The following is a 16971-nucleotide window of genomic DNA, read 5'->3' on the forward strand; positions in this document are numbered from 1 at the left end:
GTTATTTCGTCCGATTTTTCGAACGTAGTTTGCGCAGAGACCACCGTCTTGCGTGTGTTCGGCCATCGATCTCGGTTCCAGAAACCCCGGCACCACGAATCCTGACTGTAAAGAATTATCCCCATCGAGTTTTTACAGTCAAGCAAGATGGCCAAGGACGTCAAACCCACTCGGAAGGAACTGATGCAGATCGAAGACCGCATCGACCTCTCCGAGCGGGGCCACGACACGCTGGAGAAGAAACGGGACGGACTCATCATGGAGTTCATGGACATCCTGGACCAAGCACAGGATGTTCGATCCGGCCTCGACGCGGATTACCAGCGCGCACAGCAGACCATCAACATGGCTCGCGCGATGGAGGGTGACGTGGCGGTTCGTGGAGCTGCCGCGGCACTACAGGAACACCCGGAAATCACGACCGAGTCGAAGAACATCATGGGTGTCGTGGTTCCGCAGATCGAATCCTCGAAGGTCAAGAAGTCGCTCGACGAGCGGGGCTACGGCGTGCTCGGTACGAGCGCCCGCATCGACGAAACGGCGGACGCCTACGAGGAACTGCTCGAAAGCATCATCCTCGCCGCGGAGGTCGAGACGGCGATGAAGAAGATGCTCACCGAAATCGAGACGACCAAACGCCGTGTCAACGCACTCGAGTTCAAACTCCTGCCGGAGCTGTACGAAGCGCAGGACTACATCGAGCAAAAACTCGAGGAACAAGAGCGCGAGGAGATCTTCCGGATGAAGAAGATCAAGGCCAAGAAGGAGGAGGAGGAGGACGAAGAGATGGAAGCCCGCGAACCGGAACGCGCGGAAGGCGAAGTTGCGGTTACGAGCTAATCTCTACGAATTTTCTTCTGTGTTTCTCTGTTACCAGTAGCCACAGCTGTAAATTATATTGCCAGCTTTTCAGGTAATAGTGGATAGCTCCGAGTGCAGACGTTGGGACGCTGTTGCTGGTGTCTATTCTCTCTATTGTTGGGTTCTGAGTTAGTACCAACATCTCCGGAGGTGATGCAACGGTGACTACGTTGGCAGAGGAGTTTTAAGGGTCGAAAAGATGCGAGCGAGGGCGTGGCCCAAGCGAGCGTGTCCTTTTTGGTCCAGATTTTTGCAAGGAGCGGTGCCCACAGCGAACGAGACGCAACGCGTCTCGTGAGTGAGCACACCCGACGCCGCAAAAAGGTGGGAACGAAAGGAGCGTTTAAACGTACGTGAACCACTCTTCGTGGTCGTCAATGCGTCGGTTGACGAGGTCGAAGAATTTCGACTGGATTTCCTCGGTGACCGGGCCGCGGGTTCCGCTGCCGATTTCAACGTTATCGACCTGTCGGATTGGCGTGACCTCCGCCGCGCTGCCGGTAAAGAACAGTTCGTCTGCGGTGTGGAGTTCGCCGCGACTGATAGTCGCATCGTCGTGGACGGTGTAGCCCATCTCCTCGGCGATCGTGATGACGCTGTCGCGGGTGATACCATCGAGGATGCTCTGGGAGAGGCCGGGCGTGTAAATCTCACCGTCGCGCACGAGGAAGATGTTCTCGCCGGGACCTTCCGCGACGTTACCCTCCTTGTTCAGGACGATTGCCTCGACGAAGCCGTTTCGGCGGGCTTCCTCGCCAGCGAGGAGGCTGTTGACGTACAGACCGGTCGTCTTGGCGTTCGTCGGAATCTGGCTGGAGGAGTGTTTTCGCCACGAGGAAACCATCACTTTGACGCCGTTTTCGAGGGCGTCGTCGCCGAGGTACGCGCCCCACGGCCATGCGGCGATAGTTACGTCGGTCGGGCAGTCGCCGGGACTGACGCCGAGGCTGTCGTAGCCGTAGTATGCAATCGGTCGAATGTAACAGGAGTGGAGATCCTGTCGGTCGATAAGTTCGAGGGTAGCTTCCGTGAGTTCCTCCGGTTCGTACTCGATTTCCATGTTGTACGGTTTACAGGAGTCATACAGACGCTGAAGATGCTCTTCCCAGCGGAAAACCGCGGGACCGTTTTCCGTGTCGTAACAGCGAACCCCTTCGAAGACACCCGTTCCGTAATGTAGTCCGTGCGTGAGGACGTGGATTTTCGCGTCGTCCCAATCGACGAACTCGCCGTTCATCCAAATGGTGTCCACATCCATCTCGTCAAAGCTCATACGTCAGTCCCATTGGAGGCCAAGGTAATCAGTTTTGGCGATTGTCTCCGAACGATTGTTCGGAATTACTCGGGGGAGAGTAACCGGCAGGGAGTCACCGTTCCATGGTCGTCGCTCCGCGGTCGGATACGGAACGGAAAACTCGAACGAAGCGTCGAAAAACGAGATCGTTCAGCGACCCGCGGGTCGCCCGGTAGCGCGGCGATCCGAACGGCCGTGTAACCACGAGCCGAAAGCACCGCCGATGATGCCGGGGATTGCGGCAACGACGACGAACAGCACGCCGAAGCCGAACAGTCCGATGGCCGGAATCGGTCCTGCCATCAGTCCCAAAAGGGTCAGGAGCAGGAGTGCCACGATTGCCCCCGCAGCGGTTGCGACACCGCCGTTGAGCGCGCCGTCACCGAGTCTGCTCCCCGCGACGTATCCGGCTACGATGCCGCCGATAATGCCGGTCAAGCCAGCACCGACGATGGGAAGCGACATGTCGGTAAACGGAACGGCTGCTCCGCTGAGGAAACCAATGATGATTGTTGCGACGATTCCGTATACGACCGCTCTTAGTTTGAGGTCCATACATGTAGTATGGATTTGTGAATCGATGAACATTTTTCATAATTACGAGACGTATTTAGACATTGCTGCAATTGGGCGGGAGAAATTCCGTTACGGAAGGGATGCGTTGCGCTCTCGGTAGAGGAAGGCGGACTATTTATGCTAACGCTTCGATGATCTGTGCGCCTTCGAGATACGGGAATCCATGGCGCTCCGCGTATGCTCGTGCGTCTTCGGGTGAAAGCGCGCCGCCTGTCTGGTCGTCTAGCATCTCACAGACGACGACAGCGGGGGGCTGTCCTGCCGCTTTCGCCAGCACGATTCCGAGTTCGGTGTGGCCTCGTCGTTCGTCGAGAAGGCCAGGTGCGGCCCGTAAAAGGTGGACGTGCCCCGGTGCGCGGAACTCATCTGCGAAGTTCAGTTCGTGGGGAGTATTCGCGGCTTTCGCCAGTTCGGTAATCGTCAGAGAGCGGTCATCGTCGGTAATGCCGGTGTAGGTGTCGCGGTGGTTTACCGTCAGGGAAAACGAAGACCGGGAGTCATAGCCGAGTTCGTGGCCTTCGCTCGCGGGGTGGTCGATAACATCGTCCATATACGCGAGGTCGAAGGCATCTGCGACGTCGTGTGAGAGTGCGACGCAAATCAGTCCTCCGGCGTCGTTGCGAAGTCGGGAGACGGCATCCGATGTGACTGCTCCCGCAGGATAGATGAGGTCGGTTTCACCTTCACGGTCGGCGGCGTCGTGGACGAGCAGGGGAGAACCCTTACGGAACTGCTCGATTGCTTGCTCGACCGTCGTGGGTGTGGTCTTGTTCATGGTGCCTCCTCAACGTGGACCGTTACGTGATCGTCGTCGCTCAGTTCGAGTTCGTCACGGAGTTTTGCTGGCGCGATGAGTTCCAACTGCTTTTCGTCGTGGTGGGTTCGTTCGGGCGTGATGACGTGGGCGTGCTCGTACGAGTCCCCATTCGTTGTTTCGATAGCCGCGGGGTAGCAAACTGCAGGGCCATACGTTCGCTCGCCGTCTTCCCAGCCATCGATTGGAACTGGGTCAAGTGCGTCCATCGCGGACCGGGAGCGAGCGCTTTCGGCCGTCAGTTCGACGTTTAACGTGCCGGGGAACGGTTCGTAGCCCAATCGGTCCATGAACTGTTCCATATATCCCGACAGTGAAATGTAGTGACGACCTTCCCCCATGCCGCCGGTAACCGTGCCGGAGAGATCGACGCCGGAGAGGTTTTCGAAGATACGCCGATAGTCCTCGTACTCGCGTTTCAGTTCCCACTCGCCGTCGTCGGTGATGGCGACCCACTGACCGTTACTGACTATTTCGCGGGTGATGAGACCCGCATCGTCCAATCGCTGGAGGCGACGAGAGGCCGTCTGATTGGAGGCATCAAGACGGTCGGCGAGGTCCGCACACGACACTTTGACCTCGCTCTCGAGTGCACCATCGATGGCGAGCAGTTTCAGAGCGGCGAGTTCGTCGTACCCGACCACGAGCGATGTCGCTGGCATACTCGGTATTCAGTGCTTCGTTCGTTTAAGTATGCCGGAAGCGATATGCATAACAGAAGTGTGATGGAGTGGGACGGAGCCCCACAGTTGGAATAACACCTACTGTGTGACGATATCTAAGTTTGCTGGTTTTCAACGCCACGAGGGGGCATTTGCCCCCAATATACCTATCGAAATTATTGGAATTTAATTGAAAATTGGCTAGTTTAATGTATGTTGTGATAGTACATCATAGATGTATGAAGGCAGAGGATAACACACAATGTGATACCGATGTTCAAAATGGGCAAGACGCAGACGAGGAGAGCAGGGAAGCATCCGACGAACCGAGCGCTCGGCGTCCGGACTTGACGCGCCGTGCGTTCGTCGGGGGACTTTCAGTCGCCGGACTCGGTGTTGGGTTATCCGAACTCACGGGGCGAACGGAAGCTGCGGGTGAACCGGTCCATTTCCAATACTTCCACGAGACGTGGCCGACGATCACGAACAACCTCTCGAAGGTCGCCGACAGAGGCTACGATGCGATTTGGATACAGGCACCACAAAAGAGCGACCTGACGTGGGGGGACCAGAACGGCCGCAACGATCCTCCACTCGGCTATCAACCGGTGGATTTCACCACGTTCGACAGCGAGTTCGGAACGGAGGCCGACCTCCAGGCACTCATCGATGAAGTCCACAACCACGGACTCGAAGTGTACGTCGATTGCGTGATGAACCACATGGCGACGGGATACGACTACGATTTCCCTCGTTTTTCGTACAACGATTTTCATCACTGCGTCGGGTCCATCGACGACTGGAACGACGACCATCAGGTCGAACACGGCGAACTCCTCGGCCTCCCCGACCTCGCACAGTACGACAGGTCCACCTCCGACTACGTCCGTGGGGAACTGATGAACTACATGGAGAAGATAGCCTCCTTCGGTGCGGACGGCTATCGCTACGACGCGGTCAAGCACGTCGAGGAGAAGTACTGGCGCGATTACGCCAATCCCAAGGCCGACGAACTCGGAATGGCCCGAATCGGCGAGGTGTTCGACGGAAGCGTGGATTACGTTCAAGGCTACATCGACACGGGAATGGACGCCTTCGATTATCCACTGTACTACGTACTCCACGACGTGTTCTCCGGCGGCGACATGAGCCGTCTTCAGGGCGCGGGCGTCGTGGCACAAGATCCGTGGCACGCCCACCCCTTCGTGCAGAACCACGACGAGGGAGCGCCTTCGCAGTATTATCTCGCCCACGCGTTCGTTCTCACCAGCGAGGGCACGCCCATGATTTACAACCTTTACCCGAACGCCATTTTGGACGACAGCGACGTCAACAACATGGTGTGGACCAAAAAGAACCTCGCAGGCGGCGAGACCTACTGGCGACACGCTGACGGTGACCTTGCGGTCTACGAGCGATACAATAACTTACTCGTCGGCATCAACAATGGCGGCGGTTCCCGCACCCAGTCGGTGTACACCTCGTGGACGAGCACGACGCTCAAGGATTACAGCGGAACGAGCAGTGACATCACGACCGACGGAAACGGCTGGGTTGATATTACGGTTCCATCGGAGGGCTGGGTGTTCTACGCGCCGTATTGAATCGGAACGGAATCAATTGGTCTTTTTCCACTCCCCAGTTATCGAATCGCGCGCCCAGAACTCGCTATCCTTCTTTAGCTTTGGAACCCACGTGTCGTCGGTTTTCGAGAGCAGTGCGACCCGCGAGGCAGGAACCTGTTTTAGCACGTCGTGGTCGGGCATGTGCTCTTGGACCCTCTCCGTGAACGCCACGACCTCCTCGTGGTCTAACATCGCCGAGCGGTCGAGGCGGCCGCGCGAGTGGCCGACGTGCATATACGCCTTGAGTTCCACGAAATCCGGGTCAGCACGCTCGTAGAAACCGGCGTACCAATCCGGATTTTCCACGTTCTCGCCGCCGACGAGCGTGGTTCGCAGGACTGTTCTTGTATCCTCTTTCTCAGCGAGCACGTCCATCGTGTCGATGAGTTTCTCCCACGCATCGTCGTCCACCGCGCGAACCACGCGGTCGAAAGTGGCCCGGTCAGCGGCGTCCACACTAACGTAGAGTTGTGTCGGGTCGCACTCCGCCAGCATCTCGGGGTCCGTTCCGTTGCTGACGAGGAAAGTGGTGATATCCCGGTCGTGAAACGCTTCGATGAGTTCCGGCAAGTAGGGATATAGCGTCGGTTCCCCGTCGAGGCTGATCGCCACGTGACGCGGTTCCATCGACTCCTCGAAGACTTCGCGTGGGACATCGTCGTTGCCGCCGAACCCCGAGAGGAGTCGTCGCTGGAGGCGGATGCTCGCGTCGACGACAGCCTCCGGGTCGTCCCACTCGACATCGCCGAGTTCGTAGGAATGACCACGGTGGTCGCGCCAACAGAAGACACAGCGTTCGTTGCATTTCACAACCGGCGTCATCTGGATGCAACGGTGGGACTCGATGCCGTAGAAGATGTTTTTGTAACACTTCCCCTCACCCCGCAGGGCGTTTGCCGTCCACCCGCAAGTTTGGGCGGCGGTGTGATTCTCGCTGTGGTAGTCCGGGTTGTCTACCTGTTTTGGCCCATCATCGGAGTGCTTCGAGTTCTGGTTGCTCGTCGAGGTTTCCTCGACGGTGTCCGATTCGCTCATTGTAGGGGGAATGTCGTCCAATCGTAAAACGTTCTTTCCTCTGTTCCGGATTCGGGTTCGGACCTGTCTTCCCTTTCAAACGATACTCTCACAATCCCTTTACCGATAGCCAACACTTGTTCGACCATGACTTTCGACCCGGACCAGCTCGAAGCGCGGCTGATGAGCCACGGCGTCTACGTTACGTCGCTCGAAACCGACGACGAACGAATCGAAGTCGAGTACGAATCCATCAAGGCAGGACAGGCAGGCGTCGTTCCGCACAGGGAAGTCGGGCGCGTCATCAACGTGGTTCGTGAGTTGACCGAAGTCGAACGAAACCTTCGCGGGTCGGTGACCGACCTCGATGGCAAGCAGATAGGACGTTGGCATGCCGAGTCCGAATGGCTCCGGGCGCTCGAAAACGACGAGCTGTCCGAGGTCGATTTCTCCCAACGTGTTATCGAGAGCATCGACGACTCGTAGCGGGAGTGTCGGTTACTCCGTTGGGAGGTCTTGCTGTGGAAAACCGTTCGCTCGGACAGTTTGTGTCTGGTTTTGTATAACCTCGTTCAATATTCTGAATATTCCTAGACGCCTTTCCGAAACGATACCGCCGCAACTTCGAATGAAAATTACGTTTAGTTTGCTGGCGGTTCGGGGTACTCGGTTAGTGCGACGTGACGAGCACAACGACCCGTTCCTGACGTTCGCGGATATATTGCGCTGGTGGGGACGGACCGTTCGGTGAAGGGGAGACGACCACACGAGGAAAGTTGATAGTTGCGCGAGACGATACTACGTAGTGCGATTGCGCGGGGGTTTCAATGGGGGGACACGAAAGACTTCGATTAGAGGGAGTGCTGGGTACTGCGCTCAGGAGCGTGCGGTCCGAACTACGAATCGCGTGCGTCGTGGGCGTCGTTGGGTTCTTGGGAACGTTTTACGCCCTCCGACTGTTCATCTGGCCCGAATTGGAGGGACAACTGCTCGGGACGAACGCCGTCGTCGTCGCGGTCACGCCATTCGACGTCGTCCTCCTGCAAGCGAAAATCGGAGCCATCGTCGGGGTGCTGTTCGCCGGTGGGTGGATTGTGTATCGCTCCCGCGATCGTCTCGTCGCACGAGGGGTCAGGATTCCAGGACGGCGGCGAACACACCTGCTCGTCGGGATGCTTGCTATCGGTCTGTTCGTCGGCGGCGTCGTATACGCTTACGTCGTTTTTCTTCCGCTCCTGTTCGGTTTTCTCATCGGCAACGCGGTAACGGCGGGTTTTCAGCCGACGTACTCCATCGTGGAGTGGACGCAGTTCGTTTTCCTGTTGACACTCGTCTTGGGCTTGACTGCCGAACTCCCGTTGATTATGGGCGGGTTGGTGTACGCCGATATCGTCTCACCGGACCTGTTTCGGGACTATTGGCGACACGCGATCTTCGCCATCGTCGTCATCAGTTCGATGGTGAATGGGTCGCCAGACCCGTTTTCGATGTCGCTCGTGGCCATTCCGATGACGGCGCTCTACTTCGTCGGGGTCGGCACCGCGAGGGTCATCGACCGGGCTAGCGGCCGAAACGACACCCGTGACGGGTACCCGTCACAAATCGACCTCGTCGATCTCGATGCGAGCGGGATTCGCGCCGCGCCGCCCGAGGCTTTCGCCGATATCACCGAACACAAAGCGCTCGAACTCGCGGACAAAGCACTCGATTCGGGCGATTCCGAATCGGCGGAAGCGATTCTCGACCGGTTCGACGAACGCGACGAACGAGTCGCGAACGATTCGCAGAACGAAATCGAGGGAGATATGTCAGGAACGGTCGAGCGAACCGCGAGCAGAATGGCAGCGGCGTTCGCCGAGGAGGAGACGACGGAGGACGACATCGGCGGCTACTACTACGACCTGCGGTTCGTGATTGGGAGTCTCAGAAGCAAATCCTTCCGCATCATCGGCGTCTTCATGGCCGTCGTCGCACTGGTGTTCACCTACCTCTATCAGGGTGGAATCGGGGATATCAAACGCGATTTCCTGATTCACCTTCCAGCAGGGACGCCGACGAGCGACGTGAACATCGTCCTTCTCCATCCGGTCGAAGCGCTCGCGTTCGAGATGAAGGTCAGCCTGCTGGTCGGCGTCGTCGCCGTCCTTCCACTCGTGCTCTATTATGCGTGGCCAGCCATCGAAACACGTGAGTTGGCGCGTGCCAACCGCAACGTGTTCTTCGTCTGGGCGGGCGTACTATCGTTCGGACTCCTCGGTGGGAGTTTCGTCGGCTATCGATTCGTCGCGCCGAGCGTGATTTCCTACCTCGTCGCTGATGCGCTCGCGGCGAATATGATCATCGCGTATCGCACTGCCGCGTTCTTTTGGCTCGTCTTCGCCACGACGGTCGGTATCGGCCTTTGGATCGAAGTACCGGTGACGATGTTGTTGTTCCACCACAGCGGTGTCGTCCGATACCGAACGATGCGAACGTACTGGCGACAGGTCGCCGTCGGCGTGTTGGTCGCAACGTCGCTGCTGCCGGGTGGCGTGTTACTAATGGTCGCTGTCGGAACCACAATCATGCTGGCGTATGGCGTCGGCCTCGGAATCCTCTGGATCGATTCGCTTGGCGAGCGGTTGGTTCGTGCAACCACCTAACCGCCGCCATATTCAGAAACCCATTTACCGGCAGACCCGGAACGAACGGGTATGTTCCTGACGTTCAGGGAGGAAGTCGAGACCGCCCTTCACGAGGCGCTCTCTTCGCTTTCGCTCCCGACCGACGACCTCGGAATCGAAACGCCACCAGAAGGCGTAGATGCCGTTCTCGCCTCTAGCGCGGCGTTCCGACTCGCCGGGGAAGTTGGCGCACCGCCACCGAAAGTCGCGGTCGATATCGCGGACGAAATAGACGCCAGCGAGTTCGCATACATCGCCGACGCGTCACCACAGGGTCCCTACGTCAACTTCCTTCCGAGCAGTGCGTACTACGACGAGGCGGTTACCTCGGGGCAGGACGACGAGTACGGTCGCCTCGAACCGAGCGGTGAGAGCGTCGTGGTCGAACACACCAGCGCGAATCCGACCGGTCCGGTTCACGTCGGACGCGCCCGCAACCCGATTACGGGCGACGCTATCGCTCGAATTCTCGATTTCGCTGGCCACGACGTCGAGCGTCACTACTACGTCAACGACGCTGGCAGACAGATTGCCGTGTTCACCTGGGCCTACGAAACATTCGACGAGGAGGACCTACCGGAACCGGAACGCGAACGCGCCGATTACGACCTTGTGCGCTACTACCGCAAAGGAAATGCCTACCTCGAAGAGGCAGACCCCGAGGACGTGGACGAGGCTGAAACCGAGATTCAAACCATCCTACAGGGACTCGAAGCGAGTGACGAGGCGACCTACGAGCGTGTCAGCGAAGTAGTCGATACGGTCCTCTCCGGAATGCGCGTCACGTTGGACCGCCTTCCGGCGGAGTTCGACGAATTCGTCAAAGAGACGCAGTTCATGTTCGATGGGAGCACCGACGACGTCGTCGAGCGCCTCAAGGAGAGCGAACACTCGGTGTACGAGGAAGACGCGTGGCAACTCGACCTCTCCGAATTCGGCTTCGAGAAGAACCTCGTCTTCCTCCGCTCGGACGACACGAGCCTCTACACGACCCGTGATTTGGCGCATCACGAATGGAAGTTGGACAACTACGACCGTGCCGTGACGGTCATCGGCGAGGATCACAAACTCCAAGCCGAGCAACTCGCGCAGGCGCTCGAACTCCTCGGTAACGACACCGAGAAACTGACCGCGTTCCACTATTCGTGGGTCAACCTCCCCGAGGGGGGCATGAGCACCCGCAAAGGAACGGGTATCGACATGGACGACCTGCTGGACGAGGCCGAAAAACGCGCCAGGGAAGAGGTCGAAAAGCGGATAGATACTCGCATCCGCGACGACGATCTCACGGAGGGGGACATCGACCGTATCGCAAGACAGGTCGGAATCGGCGCGGTTCGTTACGACATCATCTCGAAACAGCCGACCAAGACGATTACGTTCGAGTGGGAACGTGCACTGGATTTCGAAGCCCAGAGCGCCCCGTACGTACAGTACGTTCACGCACGCTGCTGTGGAATCATCGAAGAGGCGGGTGGAGAAGTTCCGACGGACATCGATCCATCGCTTCTCGACAGCGACGCGGAGCAGGAACTCATCGAAGTCATCGCACGCTTCCCGCACGTCATCGAGGAGGCCGCAGACGACCTCGAACCCCACGCTGTCGCCACCTACACTCGCCAGTTCGCGGAGACGTTCAACACGTTCTATCGCGAATGCCCCGTCCTCACGGCGGATGACGACGACCTGCGCGATTCACGTCTCGCGCTTGTAGCCGCGTCAAAGCACACCATCGCGAACGCGCTGAACGTCATCGGCATCGAAGCACCGGAGTCGATGTAGAGAAATCGGAGGCTCACGAACAACTCACCGCCGACGAAGAGTATCGCGCCAGCCCCAAGACCGAGTGCGAGCAGTATGAACAGCACTATCCACCAGAACGGAACCGAACCCTCATCCGCCATTCCACCTTCGTAAATCACGCCGGATCACTTGGGTGTTGTCGCGTTATCGGAACAGGGAACCGATGCGGCCGAACAATCCGTTCGTTTCGTTCCCTTCGGAGCCGTCTTCCTCGTCGATTTCGTCAGTGTCCAACTCCGGTCGGACCGGTTCATTTTGGAACGGAACCGCGTCGATATCCTCGTCTCTCTCCGGTTCGGCTTCGACGATTTCGTCCGGTAGGTCCGGAGACCCGTCCACAGCCGATTTTCCATCGTTCGCTGATACCTCAGCGGCCGTCAGTTCCCCATCAGTCGTCGATTTTTCGGGACGTTCGATCGAGTCGGGGATGGCAGTATCGGATTCGGTCGTTTCCGTGTCAGCTTCGGTCGAAGCCACGGTCATTGAGGCCGATTCCGCGGAATCGGCCTCACCCGAATCATCGCTGTCTGAGGACGGACTGACCGCAGCATTTGTATCGGGGTCAACAGGAGCAGTGAGGGGTTCGTCTTCCGGAGCCGCATCCAACTCGTCGAAGCTCGTTTCGAACGCCGGTTCATCACCGTTAGCGCCATCAGGCGTTGATTCAACGGTCGCGGGGGCATCGTTTGGCACCGCCTCGACGGTCGGTTCACCGTCATCGGAGGTGTCGTCAGTTTTGATGACGCGTCTATCGATAAGATCGTGAACGGGGTCGGGGTCAGGGATGTCGGAATCAGTATCCGTCCCGTCGGCTTCGGCATCGGATTGCACACGGTCCGGGTCGGATTCTACTTGTGTCGAGTCATCGTCAACGAACATGGATTCCGAAGATTTCGTCGGGTTCGGTTCGCCGGAAAGCTCCGGCGTATCCGTCTCGCCAGTGAGGATATCGGCAAGTTCGCGATAGGCAGTCGCGGCGGAGGCATTCGGCGCGAACACGGCGAGCGGTCTACCCGCGTCGATTCCCAACGGAACCGTCTCGTCGTCGGGAACGACGGTGAGAACGTCGGTATCGAGCGTGCCCTCCACGTCGTTCGCATTCAGAATATCGTTGCTTCGCTGCGTGAGCACCGCACCGCGGACGGTACCATCGACACGTGCTGTGAGCTCCGCGGTTTTGGCGGTGTCGCGCACTGCAGCGACATCCGGCGTCGTGACGAGGAGAACGCGGTCCGCGAGCGAAAGGGGAAGAATAGTGTCGTAACTGATTCCCGCGCCAGTATCGAGCAAGACGTACTCGTACGTCTCACGAAGCTGGGCGACGACCTGCTGCAGTTTCGCCGTCTGCGATTGGGCGAAGGCGTGAATATCGGTGCTGCTCGGAAGTACATCGATATTCCCCGGTGCATCGTAAATCGCCTCCTCGACAGCTGCTTCGCCCGCGAGCACCTCGTGGAGGGTCGAACCAGCCGGGTCGAAGTCGAGATATCCTTCGACGTTCGCCATCCCGAGGTCGGTGTCCACGACGATGACCTCATGCTCTGCCGCCGCGAGCATCGCGCCGAGATTGATTGCGGTCGTCGTCTTTCCCACACCTCCTTTTCCGCTAGCAACCGCGTATACTGTCCCAGTCATGGTTGTTACGTCAAACCGAACAATAGCACGTATATAAACCTAGTCCGTTGGCGGGACGAAACTATCGCGCCTTACGATCGACCAACTACTCGGAGCACAATGATAATGGAACGGCACGGTCATGACTGGATACGTGAACGGTCTCCCATCCGGCGCCGTACTGCTTCCTATCGACTTTCAACGAAGGTTGTACTGGCCACTTTTGCAATAGACTTCAAAAGATCGAGCGTACTGGAACTGGACGACTCGCCGGAACGGGCAGCGATGAGGAGAGTCGTCAGCAGTCGTCGAAGACGTTCGCGTTCCGAGCCGTCTCGTACCGCTTTGCAACGCTGTCCCAGTCTACGACGCTCCAGAAGTTATCGACGTAGTCGCCGCGTTTGTTCTCGTACTGGAGATAGTAAGCGTGTTCCCAAACGTCCAGAACGAGAAGGGGTGTCGAGCCTTGAACTGCGATATCGTTGTGGTTTTCGGCCTGAATGACCATCGGCTCGTTCGAAATGTGGTCGAAGACCAGCATACCCCAACCGGAGCCTTCGACGTTTTTGGCTGCTGCGGAGAAATCCTCCTTGAATCCCTCGAAGGATCCGAAATGCTCGTCGATGGCGTCGGCGAGTTCACCGTTCGGTTTTCCGCCACCGTCCGGTGACATACTCTTCCAGAACACGGAGTGATTGACGTGCCCCGATAGGTTAAACGAAAGATCGCGTTTGACTGCTTTTACGTCGTCGAAATTCCCCGACTGTCGCATTTCCGCTAGCGATTCGAGCGCAGCGTTCGCACCATCGACGTAGCCTTGATGATGCTTGTCGTGGTGTAATCGCATTATTTTCGCATCGATGGTCGGTTCCAATGCATCGTACTCGTACGGGAGCGGGGGAAGTTCGTACGTCATGGTCGTGGTAGTAGTTTCGTCGTTTGCGATTGCGGTCGGCGTGCTAATACCGACGATTCCGGCGGTAAGACCGGTCATTTGGAGGAACGACCGGCGCGTTGAGGCCGTGGGCGGCGTCGTCGGTTCGTTTCTGTTGATCATATTCTATACCACAATTATAAAATATTAAATCAAGCAGTAAAAGATAATTGGCCGATTCGAAAATAGGTTTGTCAGCAAAGACGATGGGAGGTCAAAGGGTACTTACCGATTGAGGCGGCTAGATGGGAGTAATGAGCCAGCAGGAGGAAGGACAGTCCGACAGGAAAAAATACGAGTTCCAGAAGGTCATCGAGGACCTAAAACAGTACGAAGGCTCTGGGACACAACTCGTCACCATCTACATTCCATCGGACAAGCAAATCAGCGACGTGGTCGCGCACGTTACACAGGAGCACAGCGAAGCGAGCAACATCAAGTCGAAACAAACGCGAACGAACGTTCAGGACGCACTAACGTCCATCAAAGACAGGCTTCGCTACTACGATACGTTCCCGCCGGACAACGGTCTCGTTCTCTTCAGTGGGGCGATCAACTCCGGCGGCGGCCAGACCGAGATGGTCACCAAAGCGCTGGAAGACCCCCCAGAACCGGTGCAATCGTTCCGGTACCACTGCGACTCGGCGTTCCTCACGGAACCGCTAGAGGAGATGCTCGGCGACAAGGGACTGTACGGTCTCGTCGTGCTCGACCGACGAGAGGCCAACGTCGGTTGGCTGAAGGGCAAACGGGTCGAACCCGTCAAATCCGCATCGTCGCTCGTGCCAGGGAAGCAGAGAAAAGGTGGGCAGTCCGCCCAGCGTTTCGCCCGCCTTCGATTGGAAGCGATCGATAACTTCTATCAGGAAGTCGCGGGAATGGCGAACGACCTGTTCGTTCCAAAGCGCCACGAGATGGACGGCGTCCTCGTCGGCGGCCCATCGCCGACCAAGGACGAATTCCTCGACGGGGATTATCTCCATCACGAACTTCGGGACATGGTTCTCGGAAAGTTCGACGTGTCCTACACCGACGAATCCGGGCTCTATGACATCGTAGACGCCGCATCGGACACGCTTGCCGATGCCGAGGTAATGAAGGACAAACAGGAGATGGAGACGTTCTTCAAGGAGCTCAACGAGGGCGACCTCGCCACGTACGGGTTCGAGCCGACGCGCAGAAACCTCGTGATGGGTGCTGTTGACCGCCTCCTCCTTTCCGAAGACCTTCGCAGGGACGTGGTCGTCTACGACTGTGGCGACAAGGAGGAGTACGAGTTCATCGACCGGCGAAAGAACACGCCGGAACACACCTGCGGTGACGGTTCGGAGGCCGAGATGGTGGAACGAGAGGACGCCATCGAATACCTGATGACCATCGCCGAACAGCGCGGCACGGAAACCAAGTTCATCAGTACGGACTTCGAGAAAGGCGAACAGCTGTTGAACGCCTTCGGTGGCGTCGCTGGCATCCTGCGATATTCGACCGGCGTCTAACCCGACTACTGTCCTTCCGTTGCGGATTCGTTTTCGTCGTGTTTCGAGCGGACTTCTGGAAAAGAGAACCACGGAGTCGGCTATTCGTCGCCCGACTCCGTTCGTCCCTTTGGCATCGTGGAATGGTTCAGGGTAACGTCGATATCCGGACGATCGCTCGGCATCGTCGAGAATCCCGTACTGACCTCCATATCCGGACGGTTTTCCGGCATCGTCGAACCGGCGGTGACGCTTTCGCTCGCGGACCCGCCTTCGCCACCCGACCCCAATTCGCTTGCTTCTATCTGCTGTTGTAGTCGGTCGCGGGCCGTCTCTATTTGTTCGCGGAAATCCTCCACGTTCTCCGCCAGCTGGGACTGAAGCTTTCCTTCGGTGGCCTCCGCGGCGATTTCGGACTGTTTGTCGGTCGTTTCGGCGAGTTCCGAATCCGCATCGTCTTCCCCACTACCGCCGCCGAGGGCGTCCGAGAACTCCTTGCTCTCCTCCCATATCTTCTGCATCTCCTCGGAACTCCAGAACTCGCGGAAATCGACGGTTTTCGCGAGCGCTTTGAGGTCGAGCGCCTTTCGAAGGTCACCACTCTCGACCGCTTCCGGAACGTTGGCGAGTTCGATGACGTTCGGTAACTCCGAAACGTCAACCGTCTCGAAGAACGCCTCCGCGTCGAACGAGTCGAAGACGTCTTCACCTTCGTCGAGAACCGTCCAGAGGTCGTCAGCCGTGGTGGTTACCTTGTCGAACGTTTCGGCGGATTCGAAGGCGGCTTCGAGTCGTCCGACGGACGTCCGAACGCGATCCGTGAACGCTTCGAGGGAGCTGTCGGCGTCGTCGTCCGCAGGTGGCTGTTCCGACCGCGAACTCTCGAAGTCCGCGAGCGACTGTGCTAACTCGTCTGTGAGGTCGTCGAATCGGTCGGGCATTGGAATCACGGGAGTTCGGAAACTCACGAAAGCAGTTACGGACGACCGGAAGGTGTGTTGACGGTACCAACACGGTGTTCCGAGAACCCGGAGAGACTGTATCGGAGTCCTGTCCATACACAGTCCGAGAGACTAGCTTATAAATTCACTCGCTGATATTGAAAGGGAGCGCCACAACCGGAATCGAGTATCGATTGTCAGTGTACGCCGTCAGGCAATCCCCGGAATTCGCTTGTACTGACGCCGGTAGACGAGAACGTACGTGACTGAAAGGGTACCTGCGAAGCAGGCAGGCACGAGGAGTGTTCGCGTAAACTGGTCGGGTGGTGCGAAAAAAGTCGTGACAACCGTCGCAGAGAGACTGCTGATTGCGAGCGTCTGCGCGATACGGTTTCCACGTGTCGGTGGTCGCTGTCGCTCGTGAAGGTGACGATACCTGATGAAGTAGTACAGTGCGGGGAGCCAGAAGAAAACGGACGAAATGCTCCAGAACGAAGGAAACGAACTTCCTCGAGCAGTGGCGTCGGAGTACACCCAGTAGTTCACCGAGAGAACCGTGACCACGTACATGGCGAGGGACACGAGATACACGGGAGGCAGGGAGGGCATGGACATGAGTCCGTATTGATACTACAAGTATTTACCGTGGATTCGGTTCGAACCCATGCTACGCCACGGTGTACAGGCCAACTGCA

Annotated in this window: 15 protein-coding genes; 6 read left to right on the top strand and 9 right to left on the bottom strand. The window is 57.8% G+C overall.

What is annotated here, in order from left to right; all coding sequences use genetic code 11:
* The first annotated feature begins 147 nt into the window (after positions 1-147).
* Positions 148-840, top strand: a complete 693-nt coding sequence (locus tag OOF89_RS06120) for a V-type ATP synthase subunit D (protein WP_266079289.1) — start codon at positions 148-150, stop codon at positions 838-840.
* Positions 841-1204: 364 nt separating this feature from the next.
* Here the strand turns inward: OOF89_RS06120 and OOF89_RS06125 are convergent, their stop codons facing one another.
* The 4 genes from OOF89_RS06125 to OOF89_RS06140 all read right to left on the bottom strand — a co-directional run bounded on the left by OOF89_RS06125 (position 1205) and on the right by OOF89_RS06140 (position 4207).
* The gene (locus tag OOF89_RS06125; RefSeq protein WP_266079291.1) at positions 1205-2134 is read right to left on the bottom strand and encodes a branched-chain amino acid transaminase; all 930 of its coding nucleotides are present in this window, start codon (positions 2132-2134) and stop codon (positions 1205-1207) included.
* A 171-nt stretch (positions 2135-2305) separates the two neighbouring features.
* Complete coding sequence (locus OOF89_RS06130) at positions 2306-2710, bottom strand: DUF5518 domain-containing protein (protein ID WP_266079293.1); 405 nt, start codon at positions 2708-2710, stop codon at positions 2306-2308.
* A gap of 136 nt (positions 2711-2846) precedes the next feature.
* Positions 2847-3506 (bottom strand): 3,4-dihydroxy-2-butanone-4-phosphate synthase, encoded by a 660-nt coding sequence (ribB, locus tag OOF89_RS06135; RefSeq protein ID WP_266079295.1) that lies wholly within the window; start codon positions 3504-3506, stop codon positions 2847-2849.
* On the bottom strand, positions 3503-4207 hold the full coding sequence (locus OOF89_RS06140; RefSeq protein ID WP_266079297.1) for a CTP-dependent riboflavin kinase: 705 nt from the start codon (positions 4205-4207) through the stop codon (positions 3503-3505). Before OOF89_RS06140 ends, ribB begins: the two co-directional genes overlap by 4 nt.
* 239 nt (positions 4208-4446) lie before the next feature.
* Between OOF89_RS06140 and OOF89_RS06145 the strand changes: the two genes are divergently transcribed.
* Complete coding sequence (locus tag OOF89_RS06145) at positions 4447-5811, top strand: alpha-amylase domain-containing protein (RefSeq protein ID WP_266079299.1); 1365 nt, start codon at positions 4447-4449, stop codon at positions 5809-5811.
* A gap of 12 nt (positions 5812-5823) precedes the next feature.
* Here OOF89_RS06145 and twy1 read toward each other — a convergent pair whose 3' ends face one another.
* Positions 5824-6867, bottom strand: coding sequence for a 4-demethylwyosine synthase TYW1 (twy1, locus tag OOF89_RS06150; RefSeq protein WP_266079301.1), 1044 nt, complete (start codon positions 6865-6867; stop codon positions 5824-5826).
* 126 nt (positions 6868-6993) lie between these two features.
* Here twy1 and OOF89_RS06155 point away from each other — a divergent pair, with 126 nt between their 5' ends.
* The 3 genes from OOF89_RS06155 (at position 6994) to argS (ending at position 11291) form a co-directional block, all read left to right on the top strand.
* Complete coding sequence (locus OOF89_RS06155; RefSeq protein ID WP_266079303.1) at positions 6994-7332, top strand: hypothetical protein; 339 nt, start codon at positions 6994-6996, stop codon at positions 7330-7332.
* Between the two features lie 341 nt (positions 7333-7673).
* Entirely contained in the window at positions 7674-9488 is a 1815-nt protein-coding gene (locus tag OOF89_RS06160; protein ID WP_266079305.1) for a twin-arginine translocase subunit TatC, read from the top strand.
* Positions 9489-9539: 51 nt separating this feature from the next.
* On the top strand, positions 9540-11291 hold the full coding sequence (argS, locus tag OOF89_RS06165; protein WP_266079307.1) for an arginine--tRNA ligase: 1752 nt from the start codon (positions 9540-9542) through the stop codon (positions 11289-11291).
* Positions 11292-11456: 165 nt separating this feature from the next.
* On the opposite strand, the gene minD is transcribed toward argS, so the two are convergent.
* Positions 11457-12947 carry a cell division ATPase MinD gene (minD, locus tag OOF89_RS06170; protein ID WP_266079309.1) on the bottom strand — a complete coding sequence of 497 codons (1491 nt, stop codon included), beginning with the start codon at positions 12945-12947 and terminating at the stop codon, positions 11457-11459.
* A gap of 277 nt (positions 12948-13224) precedes the next feature.
* Positions 13225-13983 (bottom strand): superoxide dismutase, encoded by a 759-nt coding sequence (locus OOF89_RS06175; RefSeq protein WP_407661593.1) that lies wholly within the window; start codon positions 13981-13983, stop codon positions 13225-13227.
* Between the two features lie 131 nt (positions 13984-14114).
* On the opposite strand from OOF89_RS06175, the gene prf1 reads away from it, so the two are divergent.
* Positions 14115-15356, top strand: coding sequence for a peptide chain release factor aRF-1 (gene prf1 / locus OOF89_RS06180; protein WP_266079311.1), 1242 nt, complete (start codon positions 14115-14117; stop codon positions 15354-15356).
* An 80-nt stretch (positions 15357-15436) separates the two neighbouring features.
* Here the strand turns inward: prf1 and OOF89_RS06185 are convergent, their stop codons facing one another.
* Together OOF89_RS06185 and OOF89_RS06190 are read right to left on the bottom strand one after the other, a co-directional pair.
* A complete protein-coding gene (locus OOF89_RS06185) occupies positions 15437-16276 on the bottom strand; it encodes a hypothetical protein (RefSeq protein ID WP_266079313.1) in 840 nt (279 codons plus the stop codon).
* A 210-nt stretch (positions 16277-16486) separates the two neighbouring features.
* On the bottom strand, positions 16487-16885 hold the full coding sequence (locus OOF89_RS06190) for a DUF7534 family protein (protein ID WP_266079315.1): 399 nt from the start codon (positions 16883-16885) through the stop codon (positions 16487-16489).
* Positions 16886-16971 lie beyond the last annotated feature (86 nt).

Source organism: Haladaptatus caseinilyticus, assembly GCF_026248685.1.
GTDB classification, from domain to species: domain Archaea; phylum Halobacteriota; class Halobacteria; order Halobacteriales; family Haladaptataceae; genus Haladaptatus; species Haladaptatus caseinilyticus.